General features: G+C 75.4%; 12 protein-coding genes and 1 pseudogene. 8 read left to right on the plus strand and 5 right to left on the minus strand.

Annotation, left to right across the window (positions count from 1 at the left end; genetic code table 11):
• The 6 genes and pseudogenes from GA0070216_RS35035 to pspM form a co-directional block, all read left to right on the plus strand.
• A pseudogene (locus GA0070216_RS35035) lies at positions 1-347 on the plus strand (hypothetical protein); the annotation flags it as partial.
• Positions 344-1,009: a response regulator gene (locus GA0070216_RS21905; RefSeq protein WP_245722636.1), complete on the plus strand. Its 666-nt coding sequence runs from the start codon at positions 344-346 to the stop codon at positions 1,007-1,009. The pseudogene GA0070216_RS35035 and the gene GA0070216_RS21905, both read left to right, overlap by 4 nt.
• Before the next feature lie 90 nt (positions 1,010-1,099).
• Positions 1,100-1,675 (plus strand): CinA family protein, encoded by a 576-nt coding sequence (locus tag GA0070216_RS21910; RefSeq protein WP_091249405.1) that lies wholly within the window; start codon positions 1,100-1,102, stop codon positions 1,673-1,675.
• Positions 1,676-1,840: 165 nt separating this feature from the next.
• Positions 1,841-2,284 carry a helix-turn-helix domain-containing protein gene (locus GA0070216_RS21915; RefSeq protein WP_091249409.1) on the plus strand — a complete coding sequence of 148 codons (444 nt, stop codon included), beginning with the start codon at positions 1,841-1,843 and terminating at the stop codon, positions 2,282-2,284.
• Positions 2,285-2,470: 186 nt separating this feature from the next.
• Complete coding sequence (locus GA0070216_RS21920; RefSeq protein ID WP_091249413.1) at positions 2,471-3,343, plus strand: PspA/IM30 family protein; 873 nt, start codon at positions 2,471-2,473, stop codon at positions 3,341-3,343.
• Positions 3,344-3,366: 23 nt separating this feature from the next.
• Complete coding sequence (gene pspM, locus GA0070216_RS21925) at positions 3,367-4,155, plus strand: phage shock envelope stress response protein PspM (protein ID WP_091249416.1); 789 nt, start codon at positions 3,367-3,369, stop codon at positions 4,153-4,155.
• A gap of 8 nt (positions 4,156-4,163) precedes the next feature.
• Here the strand turns inward: pspM and GA0070216_RS21930 are convergent, their stop codons facing one another.
• Both GA0070216_RS21930 and GA0070216_RS21935 read right to left on the minus strand, forming a co-directional pair.
• Positions 4,164-7,745, minus strand: a complete 3,582-nt coding sequence (locus GA0070216_RS21930) for a hypothetical protein (protein ID WP_091249420.1) — start codon at positions 7,743-7,745, stop codon at positions 4,164-4,166.
• 189 nt (positions 7,746-7,934) lie between these two features.
• Positions 7,935-8,756: a DNA-formamidopyrimidine glycosylase family protein gene (locus GA0070216_RS21935; protein WP_091249423.1), complete on the minus strand. Its 822-nt coding sequence runs from the start codon at positions 8,754-8,756 to the stop codon at positions 7,935-7,937.
• A 109-nt stretch (positions 8,757-8,865) separates the two neighbouring features.
• Here GA0070216_RS21935 and GA0070216_RS21940 point away from each other — a divergent pair, with 109 nt between their 5' ends.
• Positions 8,866-10,248: a hypothetical protein gene (locus GA0070216_RS21940; protein ID WP_245722637.1), complete on the plus strand. Its 1,383-nt coding sequence runs from the start codon at positions 8,866-8,868 to the stop codon at positions 10,246-10,248.
• A 62-nt stretch (positions 10,249-10,310) separates the two neighbouring features.
• Here GA0070216_RS21940 and GA0070216_RS21945 read toward each other — a convergent pair whose 3' ends face one another.
• Positions 10,311-10,553 (minus strand): CPCC family cysteine-rich protein, encoded by a 243-nt coding sequence (locus GA0070216_RS21945; protein WP_084261072.1) that lies wholly within the window; start codon positions 10,551-10,553, stop codon positions 10,311-10,313.
• A 42-nt stretch (positions 10,554-10,595) separates the two neighbouring features.
• A complete protein-coding gene (locus GA0070216_RS21950; RefSeq protein ID WP_091249426.1) occupies positions 10,596-11,390 on the minus strand; it encodes an SAM hydrolase/SAM-dependent halogenase family protein in 795 nt (264 codons plus the stop codon).
• A gap of 100 nt (positions 11,391-11,490) precedes the next feature.
• Here GA0070216_RS21950 and GA0070216_RS21955 point away from each other — a divergent pair, with 100 nt between their 5' ends.
• Entirely contained in the window at positions 11,491-12,036 is a 546-nt protein-coding gene (locus GA0070216_RS21955; protein ID WP_141723158.1) for a hypothetical protein, read from the plus strand.
• An 11-nt stretch (positions 12,037-12,047) separates the two neighbouring features.
• Here the strand turns inward: GA0070216_RS21955 and GA0070216_RS21960 are convergent, their stop codons facing one another.
• A complete protein-coding gene (locus GA0070216_RS21960; protein ID WP_091249432.1) occupies positions 12,048-16,568 on the minus strand; it encodes an ATP-dependent helicase in 4,521 nt (1,506 codons plus the stop codon).
• Positions 16,569-16,798: the final 230 nt, after the last annotated feature.

A 16,798-nucleotide genomic window follows, 5' to 3' on the forward strand; every position in this document is an offset into this window, starting at 1 on the left:
CCGCCGAGCTGGGCGGCGACTGTGAGTTCGTCGACCGGGCCCCGCACGGCACCCTGGTCCGGCTCCGCCTCCCCCTCCCGCCCCCCGACGACACCGCCCCCACCCCGCCCGCCCCCACCCCGCCCGCCCCCGGCCCGCCCGCCCCCACCCCGCCCGCCCCCGGCCCGCCCGCCCCCGGCCCGCCCGCCCCCGGCCCGTCCGATTCCGGTGATCAAGAGGTTTGCGTCAGAATCCGCCCGGAGGATGACGCGAACCTCTTGATCACCGGGGGCTCCCGGGACCCGGCGTGGGGCGGGGCGGGTGGGGGTCGGGTGGAGGACGGCGCTGCGGGAGGGGGAGGGCATTGACGGGAGAGGGTGCTCGTGGCGGGGCGGTCCGGGTGCTGGTCGTGGACGACCACCCGGTGGTCCGCCGTGGGCTGCGGACCATGCTGGAGGGCGAGAGCTGGGTCGGCGGCGTCCTGGAGGCGGCGACCTGTGCCGAGGCGATCGGCATCGCGCTGACCGAGCCGGTGGGGGTGGTCGCGATGGACGTGGCACTGCCGGACGGCGACGGCGTGGAGGCGACCCGCCGGATCGTGCAGGGCCGGCCGGACATCCGGGTGCTGATGGTGACCATGGCCGACGACGAGGACGTGGTCGGCCGGTCGCTGCGGGCCGGTGCCCGGGGATACGTGCTCAAGGACACCGACCCGGACGTGATCGTCGACGCGCTGCGCACGGTGGCCGGCGGCGGGCTCGTCCTCGGCCCCCGGATCGGCCCCCAGGTGCTGACCAGCCTGCGCCGCCAGCCGGTCGAGCTGCCGCCCCCGTTCGACCGGCTCACCCCCCGGGAACGGGACATCCTGCGCCGGTTGTCCGCCGGGGACACCAACGCCCGGATCGCCCGGCACTTCGGGATCAGCGAGAAGACGGTACGCAACCAGCTCTCGGCGGTCTTCGCCAAGCTCGGCGTCGCCGACCGGGTCCAGGCCGCCCTGCTCGCCCGGGACGCCGGCCTCACCGGCTGACCCGCCCACCGCTGCGGGGCAGTCGGCCCGGACACCGATGATCAGGCGGACAGAATGAGTAGCGGGGTGACACCGGGGAAGGAGGACGGCATGGGGACCGATGCGAAGCACGAGCAACCGGTGGGCAATCCGGCGGCGGGCGTGGTGCACAGCCTGCACGAGCGGCAGCAGACCTTGGCCACCGTCGAGTCCCTGACCGGGGGGCTGCTCGCCGCCGCGATCGTGGACATCGCCGGAGCCAGCGCCGTCTACCGGGGTGGACTGGTGACGTACGCCACGGAGCTGAAGGCGCGGCTGGCCGACGTACCCGAGGAGTTGCTGGCCGAACGCGGACCGGTCGATCCGGACGTGGCGATCGCCCTCGCCGAGGGTGGCCGGCGGCGCTGCGCCGCCGACTGGGGGTTGGCCACCACCGGGGTCGCGGGTCCCGAGCCGCAGGACGGCAGACCGGTCGGCCTGGTCTATGTCGCGGTGGCCGGACCGGGTGGCCCGGTGGTCCGTCGGCTGGACCTCGACGGGGGCCGGGACCACATCCGTGCGGCCACGGTGATCGAGGCGTTACGCCTGTTGGTGGCCCGGGTCCACCGGGCCTTCCCGGAAGCCGGGCGGGCCCCGGTGCCGGGGTCGCCGGCCGCCGTCCCACCGGCCGGCGCGGGTCGTCGCTGACCGGCCTTGTCCAGATCCGACAGGCGGGGTGGGATGTCGCCGGGCCGACCAACGGGTACGGTTGCGGGAAGGCTCCGGCGTTCGGCGTCGGCGGCGGCGCGGTCCACCGCGTCCGGCGCGGACGATCATCCGCCCGGAGAGTGAATCCCGTCAGGGGGAGGTGCGATGGTCCTGCTACGCCGGGTGATCGGTGACGCACTTCGGGCGCGCCGCCAGGGTCAGCACCGCACCCTGCGCGAGGTCTCCACCGCCGCCAACGTTAGCCTCGGTTACCTGTCCGAGATCGAGCGTGGCCAGAAGGAGCCCTCCAGCGAGCTGCTCGCCGCCATCTGTGACGCGCTCGGTGCCCGCCTGTCCGAGTTGCTGCGGGAGGTGAGCGACACCGTCGCGCTCGCCGAGCAGCTGCCGGGCGTGCTCATGCCGGTGCAGGACGAGCCGGCCGCCGCCGGGCCCGCCGGCACCGTGCGCAAGGCCACCGGTCGGGGTGTGCGCCAGGTGACCACCGACGGCGCGGTCGCCGTCTCGGTCCGCCAGGACTCCCCGCTGAAGGCCACCCTGCGTAGCTCCCGGGTCCGTCCCAGCGACCGCGACGTGGTCTGCGCCGCCTGACCCCTGTCCGGTCCCGTGGCCGGGGTGGCCGACGCCGCGTAGTGTTGATCGCAGGCCGCCGGAGCACCCCCACGGCACGAACGCCCCTGCTGGCGTCGGGCTGCGACGATGGGGAGCGCGCCGGGCGGCCCGTCCGGCCCCGGTGTGGCCGAGGCGCAGCGACGCTACTGAGGGGATACCGCGGAGATGGCGAACCCGTTCGTCAAGGGCTGGCACTACCTGATGGCGCTCTTCGGTGCCAAGATCGACGAGCACGCCGATCCGAAGGTGCAGATCCAGCAGGCCATCGAGGACGCGCAGCGTCAGCACCAGGCGCTGGTCCAGCAGGCGGCGGCGGTGATCGGCAACCAGCGGCAGCTGGAGATGAAGCTCTCCCGGCAGATGACCGAGGTCGAGCGCCTCCAGGGCAACGCCCGGCAGGCGCTGGTCCTCGCCGACCAGTCCCGGGCCAAGGGCGACGAGACCGAAGCCGGTCGCTACGAGCAGTCCGCCCAGGTGCTCGCCACCCAGTTGGTCTCCGCCGAGCAGGCCACCGAGGACCTGAAGACCCTGCACGACCAGGCGCTCGGTGCCGCCGCCCAGGCCCGCCGCGCGGTCGAGAACAATTCCATGATCCTCCAGCAGAAGCTCGCCGAGCGCACCAAGCTGCTCAGCCAGCTCGAACAGGCCAAGATGCAGGAGAGCGTCGCCCGTTCGCTGGAGTCGATGTCCTCGATGACCGCGCCGACCAACACCCCCTCGCTGGACGAGGTGCGTGACCGCATCGAGCGCCGCTACGCCAACGCGATGGGCCGGGCCGAACTGGCCGGCAACTCCGTCGAGGGGCGGATGCTGGAGATCCAGAAGTCGACCCTGGACAGCGCCGGGTCGTCCCGGCTGGAGCAGATCCGGGCCAGCATGGCCGGCGACCAGCTCGGTGGCCGGCAGGAGCAGCCGGCGGCGCAGCAGCAGGCCCAGCCGGCCGCCCCGACGGCCGACCCGGCCGCCGCCGCCCGGCTGGACGAGATCCGGGCGAGCATGAGCCGCGACCGCGGCGTGGGGGACAGCACCGCCGGCTGAGCGGCCGGCACGAGGAGGTACGGGTGGCCGACGAGCGAACGCGACACTTCCGGCGACTGGACCGGCTACGACGCTCCGCCCGCCGGTGGAGCGTCCTGGCCGGTGGGCTCACGGGCACGGCGGCGGTGCTGACCCCGTACGCCGGGCTGGGGCTGCCCGACGCGGCCTGGGCCGGTGCCGCGGGAAGCGCCGTCGCGCTGGCCGCCTGGCGCTGGATCGACCTGCGGGCGTTCGCCGCGCGCCCGGCCCCACCCGCCCTCGACCCGGCCGAAGCCGCCGCCCGGTCCCGGGCCCGGCTGGTCGCCGCCGTCGAACGACTCCCGGTCGGCCCCGGCGTGCTGGCCGAGGCCCGACGGTTCCGCTCCCGGTTCGCGTTGCGGGGCACCTCCGCCGCCGAGTCCTGGGCCCGGCTGGACCGGGCCGCGCTCACCCTGGCCGGGATCGCGCCCCGGCTGACCGGCCTGGCCGAGCCGGCGGTGCTGGAGGCCGCCGCCGCCGACCGTTCGCTGCGGGACCTGGCCGACCGGACGGCCGGCGTGGAACGCGCCCTGCGGCTGGCCCCGCCCGAGGCCCGACCCCGGCTCGCCGAGGCGCACCGGGCCCTGGGCGACCAGTTGGTCAGCGGGGTGACCGCCTACGAGGGGCTGGTCGTCGCCGCCGCCGGCTACGTCGCCGAGGACGCCCACCCGGGGGTCGTCGCCGACCCGTCCGCCGCCCGGTTGATGGAGGCGACCGACCTGCTGCACGGCGTCGCCGCCGCCCTGGCCGAGCTGCGCACCGTCGGCGAGCCCCTGCGCGCCCCCACCCGCTGACCGACGCCTCAGTGGGGGATGTGCACCGACACCGGGCCGGTCCACGGGGAGTGGCCCACCACGTTGAACGAGCGGACCCGGTAGTGGTAGGTGACGCCCCGGTCCAGGCCGGTGTTGGTGAAGCTCCGGCTGGCGACGGTGAAGGTGACCACCTCCCGGCCGAACTGCGGGTCCACCGCGCGCTGCACCACGAACCCCGCCCCCGGACCCGCCGGGAGGCTCGCCGCCCAGGCCAACGACACCGTCGCGGTGTCCGGCGCGGGGACGGCGACCGTCGCGGCGACCCCGTTGGGCACCTCCGGCACGGGCGGGGTGGTCACCGTCGCCACCGTCGACCACGGTGACGCCGTACCGAGGTAGGTGGTCCGGACCCGGTAGTAGTACGTGGTGTCCGGGGCGACCGCCGGATCGAGGTGGCGGTCGGCGACCGGGACGGCGGTGGTGCCCGGACCACTGGTGAAGGTCGGATTGGTGGCCCGTTGCACGTCGAGACCGGTGGCGAAGGACCGGTTCACCCAGCGCAACGCCACCCGCAGGGGCGTGGCCGGCGGCACCGTCGCGGCCAGTCCGCTCGGCGCGGGCAGGCGTACCGACGCCGGGCTGCTGTTCGACCAGGTCGAACAGCCGGCGGCGTTCTCGGCCCGGATGCGGTAGTGGTAGGTGACGCCGGGGGTGATGGTGGCATCGGTGTAGCGGGTGGCGGTCCCCGCCACGGTGACGGTGGTCAGCCCGGTGCCGAAGTCGGCGTCGGTGGCCCGTTGCAGCAGGTGGCTGGTGGCCGCCGGCCGGCTGCCGTTGCCCGTCCAGGCGAGCGCGATCGCCGGCAGCGCGGTCGCCGAGCCGGGCACCGGGGTCGCGGTCAACCCGGTCGGCGCGCGGGGCGAGACCCGCAGCATCAGGGGCCGGCTCATGCCCAGGTCCCGCAGCCCGGCCGCCGCGCTGGACCAGCGGAACTCCCAGCCCAGGTTGACCGGTTGGTTGACCACCGTCGCCGGCCGGCCGTCCCAGGGGCTGACCGGGGCGGCGTCGAGGCGTACCCCGGCGGGTCGGGTCGGGTCGAGCAGTCGCAGGCTGTCGGCGACCTTGAACGGCAGCGGCGGCACCTCGGGTCGCAGGGCCACCACCAGCTCCTCGGCCGGGTTGACCCGGACGGTCTGCTTCCAGCCCAGTTCGCCACCGTCCGGGGCGCGGACCGTGCCGTCCCCGCCGATCCGGTGGACCACCTGCACGTCGCAGCCGTCGAAGCGGACCGGGTGGGTCTGCCGGCCGGTCCCGCTGATCCGCCACAGCTGGATACCGTCGGCAGGTTCGTCCACACCGGCCGTCGGGTCGGCCGCGACGAGGATCTCGGTGGCCGGTTCGGTCGGGCCGAGCGGCAGGGTCACCGGGCCGAGCGGGCCGGCGGTCGGGTGGGGCACCCCGAGCCGGCCGGCCCGCCGCCCGTACTCCGGCTCGAAGACCGTCCCGACGGTCTTCACCTGGATCGGCAGGGTGACCGGTCCGGTGGCGCCGGGTGGGGTGAAGGTGACCGAGGTGGCGTGTGCGGGGGCGACGACACCCCGGGCGGTGGTGGTGCCGAACGCCCGGTCGTACTCCCGTTGCGGCACGATCGGCGGTCGCTGGCTGGCCGCGTACGCGGCGGGTAGCCGGTCGGCGAGCCGGTGTGGGTCGTACCGGCCGGTGGGGGTGCCGGTGACCCGGAACTGGAGCAGGGTACGGGTGTTCGGGCCGTACCCGGGCAGGCTGCCGGAGCCGGCGTCCCCGGTGGCGCTGTGCCGGTCGTAGCGGGGGTCGCCGCCGGGCAGCGGGGCCGGGCAGTCGTTGTAGAGCAGCACCGTCGCCCCGGGCGGCAGGGTGGAGAAGTCGACCACCACGTCGGCCCGCTCACCCGGAGCGAGCAGCAGCGCGGCCGAGTCCACGTTGAGCACCGTCGGATCGCGGCGGTCGTACCGGTAGCCGACCGGGCGGTTCGGCACCACGACCGGGGCGGGGAGCAGCCCGCACTCGTTGCCGATCTGGATCATGGGTGGGCCAGCGGCGGCCGGGTCGGGCACCCCACCGTCGCGGCCGTCGGTGGGCCAGTCCGCCGGCCGGCCGGGGGCGCGCCCGGCGTCCACCATCGGCACCTCGCCGGCGTCGGCGTCGGCGAGACTCCCGTCGGCCTGCCACATCGGCCCGTCCGCGCGGGCCCGGTAGAGCTGGAGGTTGAGGGCCCGGTCGGCGCAGCCGTTGACGATCCGGAACCGGTACGCCGTCGGCCGCACCCGCAGGTACGGATAGGCGACCCCGTTGACCAGCATGGTGTCCCCGTACGCCTCGGGCACGGCGCTGGGGTGCGGCGTGCCGGGCGCCCGGGGCGGCTCCTGGGGCGCGGCCTCCGGATCGTGGTGCGGGTTGTCGACCGGGCCGACCCGGGGCGCGTCCCGGCCGTCGGCACCGGGCAGCCACGGGCCGTAGTCCCAGCGTCCGGTGGGGTTGCGCCCGCAGTCCCGGTACGGGTCCTGCCGGGGCTGGTAGACGTGCGGGTGCCACAGGTTGCCCCGGGTGCCCCAGCGCTCCCGGTCCCAGGTGGGGTCCTCGGCGGCGAGTTGGGCGTCGTCGGGGACGAAGGTCCGGTCCTGGATCACCAGGGGGAGCTGGTCGGCGGGGAGCACCCCGTCGGCGACCAGCTCGTCCTCGGCGGGGTCGGTGAGCAGATAGAGGGCGAACTGGCCGGACAGGACGGTCAACCGGGACAGCCCGAGGGTGTTGTCCTGCAGGCACATCAGCCGGCCGCTCTGCGCGTTCGGGTAGTAGAGCGTGGTGGCCCCCGCCCCGGGCGGCGGCATGTCCGGCACGTGGGTCAGGCCCGGCCCGGTCGGGTACGGGGTGATCTCCCCGGCCGGGGTCACCCACTGCCACGGGTTGCCGGCGCTGATCCAGCCGGTGTGCGCGCCGGACAGCTGCGGCACGGCCCGGTTCTGCGGGTAGGGCGCCGGTCCCTCCAGCGGACCCGGCCCGGCCCCCGGGAGGCTGGTGTCCACCGGCAGGAACAGGTCCCCGGCCCGGCCGGTGGGGAGCTGGTTGATGAACTTGATCCGCACCGGGCGGCCCCGCCGCGCCATGATCAGCGGCCCGAGGTGGTATGGCCGCTCCGGCGGGGCGACGGTGTTGTGCCCGTCCGGGTCGGTGCCCAGATTGAGCTGGCGGTAGCCGCGCAGCCGGGTGGTGGGCAGGTCCCGGTGCAGTCGCTGGGTGTACTCGGACAGCCCGATCTCGTAGTAGTCGCAGCCCGGCCAGCTGACCGTGTCCGGGGTGGCGACCGGCAGGTGACCGCCCAGCTCGGTGCGGCCCGCCGGGCCGGGCACCGGGAGCGCGTCGACGAACTTGCGCAGGCCGGTGCCGGTGACCACCCGGCCCTGCGGGTCGCGCACCGGTCGCGGGCTGTCGGCGAAGTTCGGCACCGGGCCGAAGTAGCCCGGCACGGCGGCCGGGTCCAGGCTCGCCGGGGCGGGATCGGCGGTGCCGGTCCGGGCCGCCGGCACGACGGGCCGGTCGGTGCGGACGACCCGGGTCGTCCAGTGTGGTCGCAGTCTGCGGAACAGGGCCATGGTTCTCCCCGGGCACGGGGACCCGCCGCCCCCACCCCGGCGTGGTGGGCGGTCGTGTCCGGTGGTGACGAACGGTGAGCACTCCAACGCAGCATGCGACGTCGGCGGCCGGATAGGAATTACCCATTCGTCCGTGTCTGCGGGTCGTCCCGCCAGGCGGGAGGGTGGCCCGGCGCTGGTCGCGCCCGCTCAGCCGGCCTCCGGGGTCGGGGCGGGTGGCGGCTGGCAGGTCGGGCACCAGTAGGTGACCCGGTCGCCCAGCTCCTCCTTACCGATGGCGGTGCCGCAGCGGCGGCACGGCTGGGCCCGCCGGCCGTACACGTAGCTGGTCTGGCCCCGGCGCAGCGAGCCGGTGGTGCTCTGGGTCCACCGGCCCCGGTTGGCGGCGAGCAGCCGTTGGGCCAGGGTTACCGTGCCGGCCAGGTCGGGCACCGCGCCGACCGGCGTCCAGGGGGAGAGCCCGCGCAGGAACAGCAGCTCACACTTGTAGAGGTTGCCCACCCCGGCCAGGTTGCGCTGGTCCAGCAGCGCCTCACCGATGGTCACCTCCGGTGCGGCGGCGAGCCGGCGGACCGCCTCGTGCGGGTCCCAGTCCGTGCCGAGCAGGTCGGGACCGAGGTGCCCGAGCAGGCGCTCCTCCTCGGCGGTGGGCAGTAGGGCCAGCTCGTGCAGGTGGTAGCCGACCGCCACCGCCTCCGGGCTGTGCAGCACCACCCGGATCAGGTGCGCCGGCCGGTCCGTCCACCGTTCCCCCGGGGCGTACGCCCGCCAGGTGCCGTCCATCCGCAGGTGGGAGTGGAGCGTCCAGTCGGCGGCCGGTGCGGCCTGCGGGGGTGCGGTCAGCCGGAGCAGCAGGTGCTTGCCCCGGCTGGCCGACTCGCGCACCGTCCAGCCGGACAGGTCGGTGGTGGCCAGCGTGGGCACCCGGAAGTCGCTGCCGGTGAGCCGGGTGCCGGCGAGCGCCCGGTGCAGGACGCGGGCGGTGTTCCAGACGGTGTCTCCTTCGGGCACCCCGGCATTCTCCCTCGTCCGAGCAGAATTCGCATGTATCGCTATTTGTAGCGTGCTTCCTGTCGATCTACGAAAAAATGCACTATTGGGGGGTTCTGAGGAGAATATTATGGCCGTTGGCCCCCGTGGTACCTCATCGTCCCTGCTGGTCGGTCTGCTGACCGTGACCCTGGCCGGTGCCCTCACCCCGGCCGCCGCGACCGCCGCACCCCACGCCCTCGATCGCTCCGCGCTCGACCGCGCGGCCCTGGAAGGCTCCGCGCTCGACCGGTCGGCCCTGGAGCGGTCCGCGCCCGACCCGTCGGGCCTGGACCGGTCCGCGTCCGACCCGTCGCGGTCCGGGCGGCAGAGCGGCACGACGGCCGCCGGTGAGCGCTGGTCCGTCGACCTCACCGTCGTCGGCGGCGACGACGTGAACGTCCGGTTCGGTGCCGGCCTGCTGCGCCTGGCCGACCCCCGTCCGACCCGGCGCAACCGGCCCGCCGCCCTGCACGCGCCGGTCGCCGAGGGAGTGCTCCTCGCCCCCGTGCGGACCCTCGCCGGCCCGGCCAACCGGGTCCGCGCCGCGCTCACCGCCGAGGTGCCCACCGGTGCCGCCGTCGGCGTCCAGGTGCGCGGCTGGCAGGGCACCGGCTGGACCGAGTGGCGGGAGGCCGGCACCGCCCCGGCCGCCTTCGACCGACCGGTCAGCCGGGTCCAGGCCCGGGTGCTGCTCACCACCCGCGACGCGAAGGCCGCCGCCTCGGTACGCGCGGTCCAGCTCACCGCCGACACCATCGCCGTCGCGACGCCCACCCCCACCGCCGTACGCAGCTACCGGGTCTTCGCCACCCGGGAGGGTGAGGTCGGCGGGGTGACCGCCAACGGCCGCACCATCCAACCCCGGGACCACTTCGTCGCCCTGCCCTCCCGGCGCGGGCTCTCCCCGATCAACACCGGCGACTACACCGTGCGGGTCTGCACCACCAGCGGCAGCCGATGCGAGTACGCGCCGGTCTGGGACGTCGGCCCGTGGAACACCCGCGACGACTACTGGAACCCCACCGCCGTCCGGGAGAACTGGAAGGACCTGCCGCAGGGTCGCCCCGAGGCGCAGGCCGCCTACCAGTACGGCTACCACGGCGGCAAGGACCAGTTCGGCCGTACCGTGCTCAACCCGGCCGGCATCGACCTCGCCGACGGCACCTTCTGGGACGGCCTGCTGCTGACCGACAACGCCTGGGTCGACGTGACGTACCTGTGGACCGGCACCGGGCCGCGCGGCGTGATCGGCTCCGGGCCGCTCAACATCCGCACCGGCCCCGGCACCTCGTACCCGACCCGGGGGCTCGCCGCCACGCACGCCAACGTGCCGATCCAGTGCTACGTCAAGGGGCAGACGGTCGCCGGGACGTACCGGACCACCAACCGGTGGAACCGGCTGGCCGGCGGCCAGTACGTCAGCCACGCCTACGTGGCCACCGTGTACGGCGGCACCGTGTCACCCTGCTGACCGGTGAGCCGCCGCCGCTGACAGGACCGCCCTCGACCGGCCGGGTCGCCGGGCGGGTCGGCTCAGGGCCGCTCGTCGGGGCGGGGCGGCCGGACCATGTCCTGGTAGCGGGGGTGACTCGCGCCGTACACCGCGAAGTTCAGCCGGGCGTGGGTGAGACTCAGCTCACCGTTCGCCCCGCCCCGCACCACGTCGGCGTCGGCGTCACCCTGGCCGTCATCGGTCCAGAAGCAGACCGGACAGGTGCCCCCACCCGTCCGGGACGCACAACAGGGACAGCCCACCGGAACCCACACTTCACCCACCGCAGCAGCATTCCACACCGGACGTCGGGCAGGGAGCGCAGCTCACCCCCTGATACGCCCCCGCACCGTGACCGTGGCACCCGGGGCGACCCCGAGCAGGTCCACCGCCCGGCCGCCGTTCCGGGCCACCGCCACCAGGCCGGCGGAGTCGACGAGGACGACCAGCGAACCGGGTGCCGCGTCGGCGAACGTGCGGCCGCGTACCGCCGGTCGGCCGGCGACCTCCACCGGCCCGGCCAGCGACGCCAGCAGGTCGGCCCCGGCGGCGAGCTGCACGTTGCCGAATTGGTCCACGGTGAGCACCTCGGCGGTGAACCCCTCGGCCTCCCGGCGCAGCACCGGCGGGGGCAGGGTCACCAGGGTGGCCGGGTCGACCTCCGGCCCGGCGTCGGTCGGCCGGTCGCCGAGGGCCAGCCGCGCCGCCACCGGGGCGAAGACGTCCCGGCCGTGGAAGGTGTCCGACACCTCCGCCGCCAGCCACCCCGGCGCGGTCAACTCCACCGCCGAGGTGATCCCGCCCAACGCCTGCGCCGCCGCCGTCAGCACCCCGTTGTCCGGCCCGACCAGCAGCCCGCCCGGTGCGACCAGCGCCACCGCCCGCCGGGACGTGCCGACCCCCGGGTCCACGACCGCCACGTGCACCCCGTACGGCAGGTGCGGCACGGCCTGGGCGAGCACCGCCGCGCCCCGCCGGACGTCCCCCGGCGGCACCAGGTGGGTCACGTCGATCACCCGTGCCGTCGGGGCGATCCGGCCGATCACCCCGTGGCAGACGGCCACGAACCCGTCGGTGAGCCCGTAGTCGGTGGTCAGCGAGATCCAGGGGGTCGGGGCCATGCCGGCAGGCTAGTGCGGCGAGCGCACTATCACTGACCGGACACCCCGATCGGCCGACCGGCCGGTGCCGCCCCCGCACCGGGTTCGGCAGACTGCCGGGGTGACGAAACGCCTTCGTATCCTGTCCACGACCGCCACCGTCCTGATCGCCCTGGCCCTGGCCGGCTGCGGTGACGATCCCGCCGACGAGCGGGACGGCGGGGCGTGGGCCGACGGCCGGTCGAAAGCCCCGGCCACCACCGAGGCCGCCCCGGCGGAGGAACCCGCGAAGGCCGCGAAGCCGGGCGCCACCCCCCTGGAGAGCCCCTCCACGCCACCGTTCGTGCTGCCGACCAAGAAGACGAGCGCCCCCGCCGCCCGCAAGGTGGTCGACGCGTTCAAGGCCGCCGGCCTGAAGGTGCCCGACCCGCGCGACCGGTCCAAGGACTGCGGACCCAACGGTACGGGGGTCGGCTGCGCCCAACTGCTCGTCACCGACGCCGTCTCCGTCTACGTCTTCCCCGACGAGGCGACCGCCACCAACCAGACCGACATGTGGGGGGTCAAGGCGTACCGGGCGGGTGCGGTGGTGCTCAACTACCTGGGCACCCGGACCAGCGCCGCCGAGCAGAAGCGCTACAACGACGTGCTGGCCAAGCTCGGCTGAGCCGCCCCGCGTCAGCCGCGCAGCCGCAGGCCACGGGGGGTGGCCCGGAAACCGGCGGCGGCGAGCGCGTCGCGCAGCGGTGAGGAGTGCACCGCCTCACCGTCGGCCCGCTCCACCGACATCGCCCCCAACGCCCCGGAGTGCACCGCGTCGGCGAGCGCCTTGCCGGCGGCGGTCAGCGTGTCGGCGTCGACGGTGAAGGAGAGGATCGTCCGCCCGCCCCGCTCGACGTAGAGGGCCAGGTCACCACCGACCAGCACCACCACCGCCCCGGCCTTGCGCCCGGCCCGGTGCCCGGTGCCCGGTGCGGCGCCGTCACCCGAGTCGACGGCCCGCTCCGGCCAGGGCAGCGCCGCGCCGTACGGGTTGGCCGGGTCGGTGGCGGCGAGCACCACGGTCGGCCCGTCGCCCCGCCCCCGGTCGGCCGGCTCGGCGAGCGCCCGCAACCGGTCCACCGCACCGGGCACCGCGAACTGCGCCGCGCCCAGCCCTTCCACGAAGTAGCCCCGCCGGGCCGCGCCCCGCTCCTCCAGCGCGGCGAGCACCGGATAGACGGCGGCGAACCCGCCGGTCACCTGCTCGGCCAGCACCGCCCCCCGGGTCACCACCCCGTGCCGGTCGAGCAGCAGATCGGCCAGGGCGGCGGCCCGTCGGGTCGGGTCGGTGTCCCGCTCCGGCAGCCGGGACCAGCGCCCGGCCACCGTGGGCGGGCCACCCCGGCTGGGCAGCGCCACCCGACCCGGACGGCGGTAACGGGTGCGCGGGGCGGCCGGCCGGGACCGGTGCGCGCCACCCGCGCCGAGCGCCGCCCGCAGCGGGGCGAGGGTGTCGTTGGTGAGCTGCCCGGCCCAGACCAGATCCCAGATCGCCGCGGTCAGGGCGGTGTCGTCGTCGGAGCCCACCCGGTCGGACAGCGGGCGGAAGAAGAGCGCCTGGCCGTCGGCGAGGGCGTCCAGCACGGCGGCGTGCAGCGGGGTGCCGGCGAACGCGTCGTCCGCCGGGGGGAGCAGCAACGGCGCGACATCCGCGTACGCCAGGGTGAGCCAACCGTCGCCGCCGGAGATCGCCCCCGAGCCGGCCCACACCACCTCGCCCCCGGCGCACAACTCGTCGAGCTGGGCGGGGGAGTAGTCGGCGACCCGGGCGGGCAGCACCAGCCGCTCCCACGCCGACGCGGGCACCGCCGTGCCCTGCAACTGCTCGATCGTGGCGGCCACCGCCTCCACCCCGCGCGCCGACGAGCCGATCTGCTGCCAGCGGGGCAGGAAGCCGGCCAGCACCCGGGGCGGCACCGGTTCGATCTCCCGACGCAGCGCGGCGAGCGACCGGCGGCGCAGCAGCCGCAGCACCTCGGCGTCGCACCACTGGGTGCCCACGCTGTCCGGGGCGAACTCGCCGGAGACCACCCGCCCGGTCGCGGCGAGCCGACGCAGCGTCTGCTCCACCACGAACACCCCGAGCCCGAAGCGGGCGGCGCAGGTCGCGGCGGCGAACGGCCCGTGGGTACGGGCGTACCGGGCGACCAGGTCGCCGAGCGGATCGGCCACCGGCGTCAGGTACGCCTCGGCCACCCCCACCGGCAGCGCCACCCCGAGCGCGTCGCGCAGCCGGGCGGCGTCCTCGATGCCCACCCAGCGTTCCTCGCCGGCGATCCGGACCCGCAGCGCCCGGCGGGCCGCCACCAACTCCGCCGGCCAGTCCACCGGCACACCCCGCTCGGCCAGCTCCGCCTCGGTCAGGTCACCGAGGACCCGCAGCAGTTCGGCGACGTCCTCGGCGTCGCGGGGCCGGCGCTGGTCGGTGCGCCAGCGCAGCTGCCGTTCGGTCTCGGCGAGCACCGCCGGGTCGAGCAACTCGCGCAGGTCCACCCGGCCGAGCAGCTCCCCGAGCAGGGTCGGGTCCAGCGCCAGCGCGGCGGCCCGCCGCTCGGCCAGCGGGGCGTCCCCCTCATAGAGGAACGCGCCGACATAGCCGAAGAGCAGCGACCGGGCGAACGGCGAGGGGCGTTCGCTCTCCACCTCGACCAGGCGGACCCTGCGGCTGGCCAGGTCGCGCATCAACCCGGCCAGGGCGGGCTGGTCGAAGACGTCCTGCAGGCACTCCCGGGCGGCCTCCAGGGTGACCGGGAAGTCGGCGTACTCGCGGGCCACGTCGAGCAGTTGGGCGGCGCGCTGGCGTTGCTGCCACAGCGGCTGCCGGCGGCGCGGGTCACGCCGGGGCAGCAGCAGCGACCGGGCGGCGCACTCGCGGAACCGGGCGGCGAACAGCGCCGAGGTGCCCACCGACTCCTCGACCAGCTGGGTGATCTCGTCGGGCTCGAAGACCACCACGTCGGCGCCGGGCGGCTCGTCGGCGGTGTCCGGCAGCCGCACCACGATCCCGTCGTCGGAGGGCATGACCTGGGCGTCCACTCCGTAGCGCTCGGCCAGCCGGCGGCCGATCGCCAACGCCCACGGTCCGTTGACCCGGGCCCCGAGCACGCTGTGCACGGCCAGCCGCCAGTCACCCAGCTCGTCGCGGAACCGCTCGACCAGCACCGTGCGGTCGTCGGGCAGCGAGCGGGTGGCGGCCTGCTGCTCGCGCAGGTAGGCCATCAGGTTGCCGGCCGCCCAGTCGTCCAGGCCGCCGGCCCGCAACGCGGTCAGGGCGGTGGCGTCGTCCTGGCGCACCAACGCCCGGACCCGGGCGCCGATGGCCCGACCCAGCTCGACCGGTCGGCCCAACTGGTCGCCCTTCCAGAACGGCATCCGGGCCGCCTGGCCGGGAGCGGGGGAGACGAGCACCCGGTCGGGGGTGATCTCCTCGATCCGCCAGGACGAGGAGCCGAGCAGGAAGACGTCGCCGATCCGGGACTCGTAGACCATCTCCTCGTCCAGCTCGCCGACCCGGGCGGCGCGCTGCGCCCCGGCCAGGAACACCCCGAAGAGCCCTCGGTCGGGGATGGTGCCCCCGCTGGTGACGGCGAGGCGCTGGGCACCCGGCCGGCCGGTCAGCACGTCGGTGGCCCGGTCCCAGACCAACCGGGGACGCAGCTCCGCGAAGGCGGTCGACGGGTAACGGCCGGAGAGCATGTCGAGCACGGCGTGCAGCGCCGAGTCGGGCAGCTCGGCGAAGGGCGCGGCGCGGCGGACCAGCACCGCCAGGTCACCGACCGGCCAGGGTTCGAGGGCGACCATGGCGACGATCTGCTGGGCGAGCACGTCCAGCGGGTTGCGCGGGTAGTGCAGCTCCTCGATGGCGCCGGTCGCCATCCGCTCCGCGACCACGGTGCAGGAGAGCAGGTCGCCCCGGTGCTTGGGGAAGACCACTCCCCGGGACACCGCACCCACCTGGTGCCCGGCCCGGCCGACCCGTTGCAGGCCGGCCGCGACACTCGGGGGGGCCTCGATCTGCACCACCAGGTCGACCGCGCCCATGTCGATGCCCAGCTCCAGGCTGGAGGTGGCCACCACGGCGGGCAGCCGGCCGGACTTGAGCGCCTCCTCGATCTGCTTGCGTTCCTCCCGGGAGACGCTGCCGTGGTGGGCGCGGGCGATCACCGCATCCGTACCGGCCGCCGCACCCGACTGGGCCATCACCTCGGCCGGCGGCCCGCCGTCGGCGGCGGGCACCTCCTCGGCGGCCAGCTCGTTCAGCCGGGCGCAGAGCCGTTCGGCGCTCCGCCGGGAGTTGGTGAACACGATGGTCGAGCGGTGTGCCCGGATCAGCGCGAGGACCCGTTCCTCCACGGCGGGCCAGATCGACGCCCGGCGCGGGCCGGGGCCGCCCAGGTCGTCCTCGGGGGGTTGCGCGGTCTCGTCGAGCCGGGTCATGTCCTCCACCGGGACCTCGACGCTCACCTCGATCGTCTTGGGGGTGGCCGGCTGCACCACGTCCACCGGGTGGGCGCCGCCGAGGAACCGGGCGCAGACGTCGATCGGCCGGACCGTGGCGGACAGGCCGATCCGCTGGGCGGGCCGGGCCAGCAGTTCGTCCAGACGCTCCAGGGAGAGCGCCAGGTGGGCGCCGCGCTTGGTGCCGGCGACGGCGTGCACCTCGTCGACGATGACGGTCTCGACGCCGTGCAACGAATCCCGGGCCGCCGAGGTGAGCAGCAGGAACAACGACTCGGGGGTGGTGATGAGGATGTCCGGCGGGGTGCGGGCGAAGGCCCGGCGCTCGTCGGCGGGGGTGTCGCCGGTGCGCATCCCGACGGTGATGTCCGGCGGTGTCACGCCGAGTCGGGTGGCCGCCTGCCGGATGCCGGTGAGCGGGGTGCGGAGATTGCGTTCGACGTCGACGGCGAGCGCCTTGAGCGGGCTGACGTAGAGCACCCGGCAGCGTTGTCGGGCGTCGGCCGGAGCAGGCGTGTCGGCCAGCCGGTCGAGCGACCAGAGGAACGCCGCGAGCGTCTTGCCCGAGCCGGTGGGTGCGACCACCAGGGCGTTGCGGCCGGCGGCCACCGAGGCCCAGGCGCCGAGCTGGGCGGGGGTGGGCGCGGCGAAGGCGGCGGTGAACCACTCCCGGGTGGCCGGACCGAATCCGGCCGGCACTCCCGCGCCGGCAGCCGGGTCCGCCGGGCCGCCGCTCGCGCCGCCCGCTCCCGCCCCACCCCGCCTCGTCACGTCCCCATCCTGCCCCGACGGTGTGACATCGCGCCGGGGCGGATGCTGATCTGTCCGACGCCGCGAGAGAATGGCGAATTAGCCGATTAGTACGTTAAGTCTTACTTAACTGCTTGCTTGTGACCCACAACATAAAGTAACTTCACCCGGACTGCCGT

It is taken from the genome of Micromonospora matsumotoense, assembly GCF_900091525.1.
Classification (GTDB): Bacteria; Actinomycetota; Actinomycetes; order Mycobacteriales; family Micromonosporaceae; genus Micromonospora; species Micromonospora matsumotoensis.

Coding starts and splice junctions, on each gene's coding strand:
- GA0070216_RS21910 (WP_091249405.1), top strand. CDS start 1,100: ATGGGGACCGATGCGAAGCACGAGCAACCGGTGGGCAATCCGGCGGCG.
- GA0070216_RS21915 (WP_091249409.1), top strand. CDS start 1,841: ATGGTCCTGCTACGCCGGGTGATCGGTGACGCACTTCGGGCGCGCCGC.
- GA0070216_RS21920 (WP_091249413.1), top strand. CDS start 2,471: ATGGCGAACCCGTTCGTCAAGGGCTGGCACTACCTGATGGCGCTCTTC.
- GA0070216_RS21930 (WP_091249420.1), bottom strand. CDS start 7,745: ATGGCCCTGTTCCGCAGACTGCGACCACACTGGACGACCCGGGTCGTC.
- GA0070216_RS21940 (WP_245722637.1), top strand. CDS start 8,866: ATGGCCGTTGGCCCCCGTGGTACCTCATCGTCCCTGCTGGTCGGTCTG.
- GA0070216_RS21950 (WP_091249426.1), bottom strand. CDS start 11,390: ATGGCCCCGACCCCCTGGATCTCGCTGACCACCGACTACGGGCTCACC.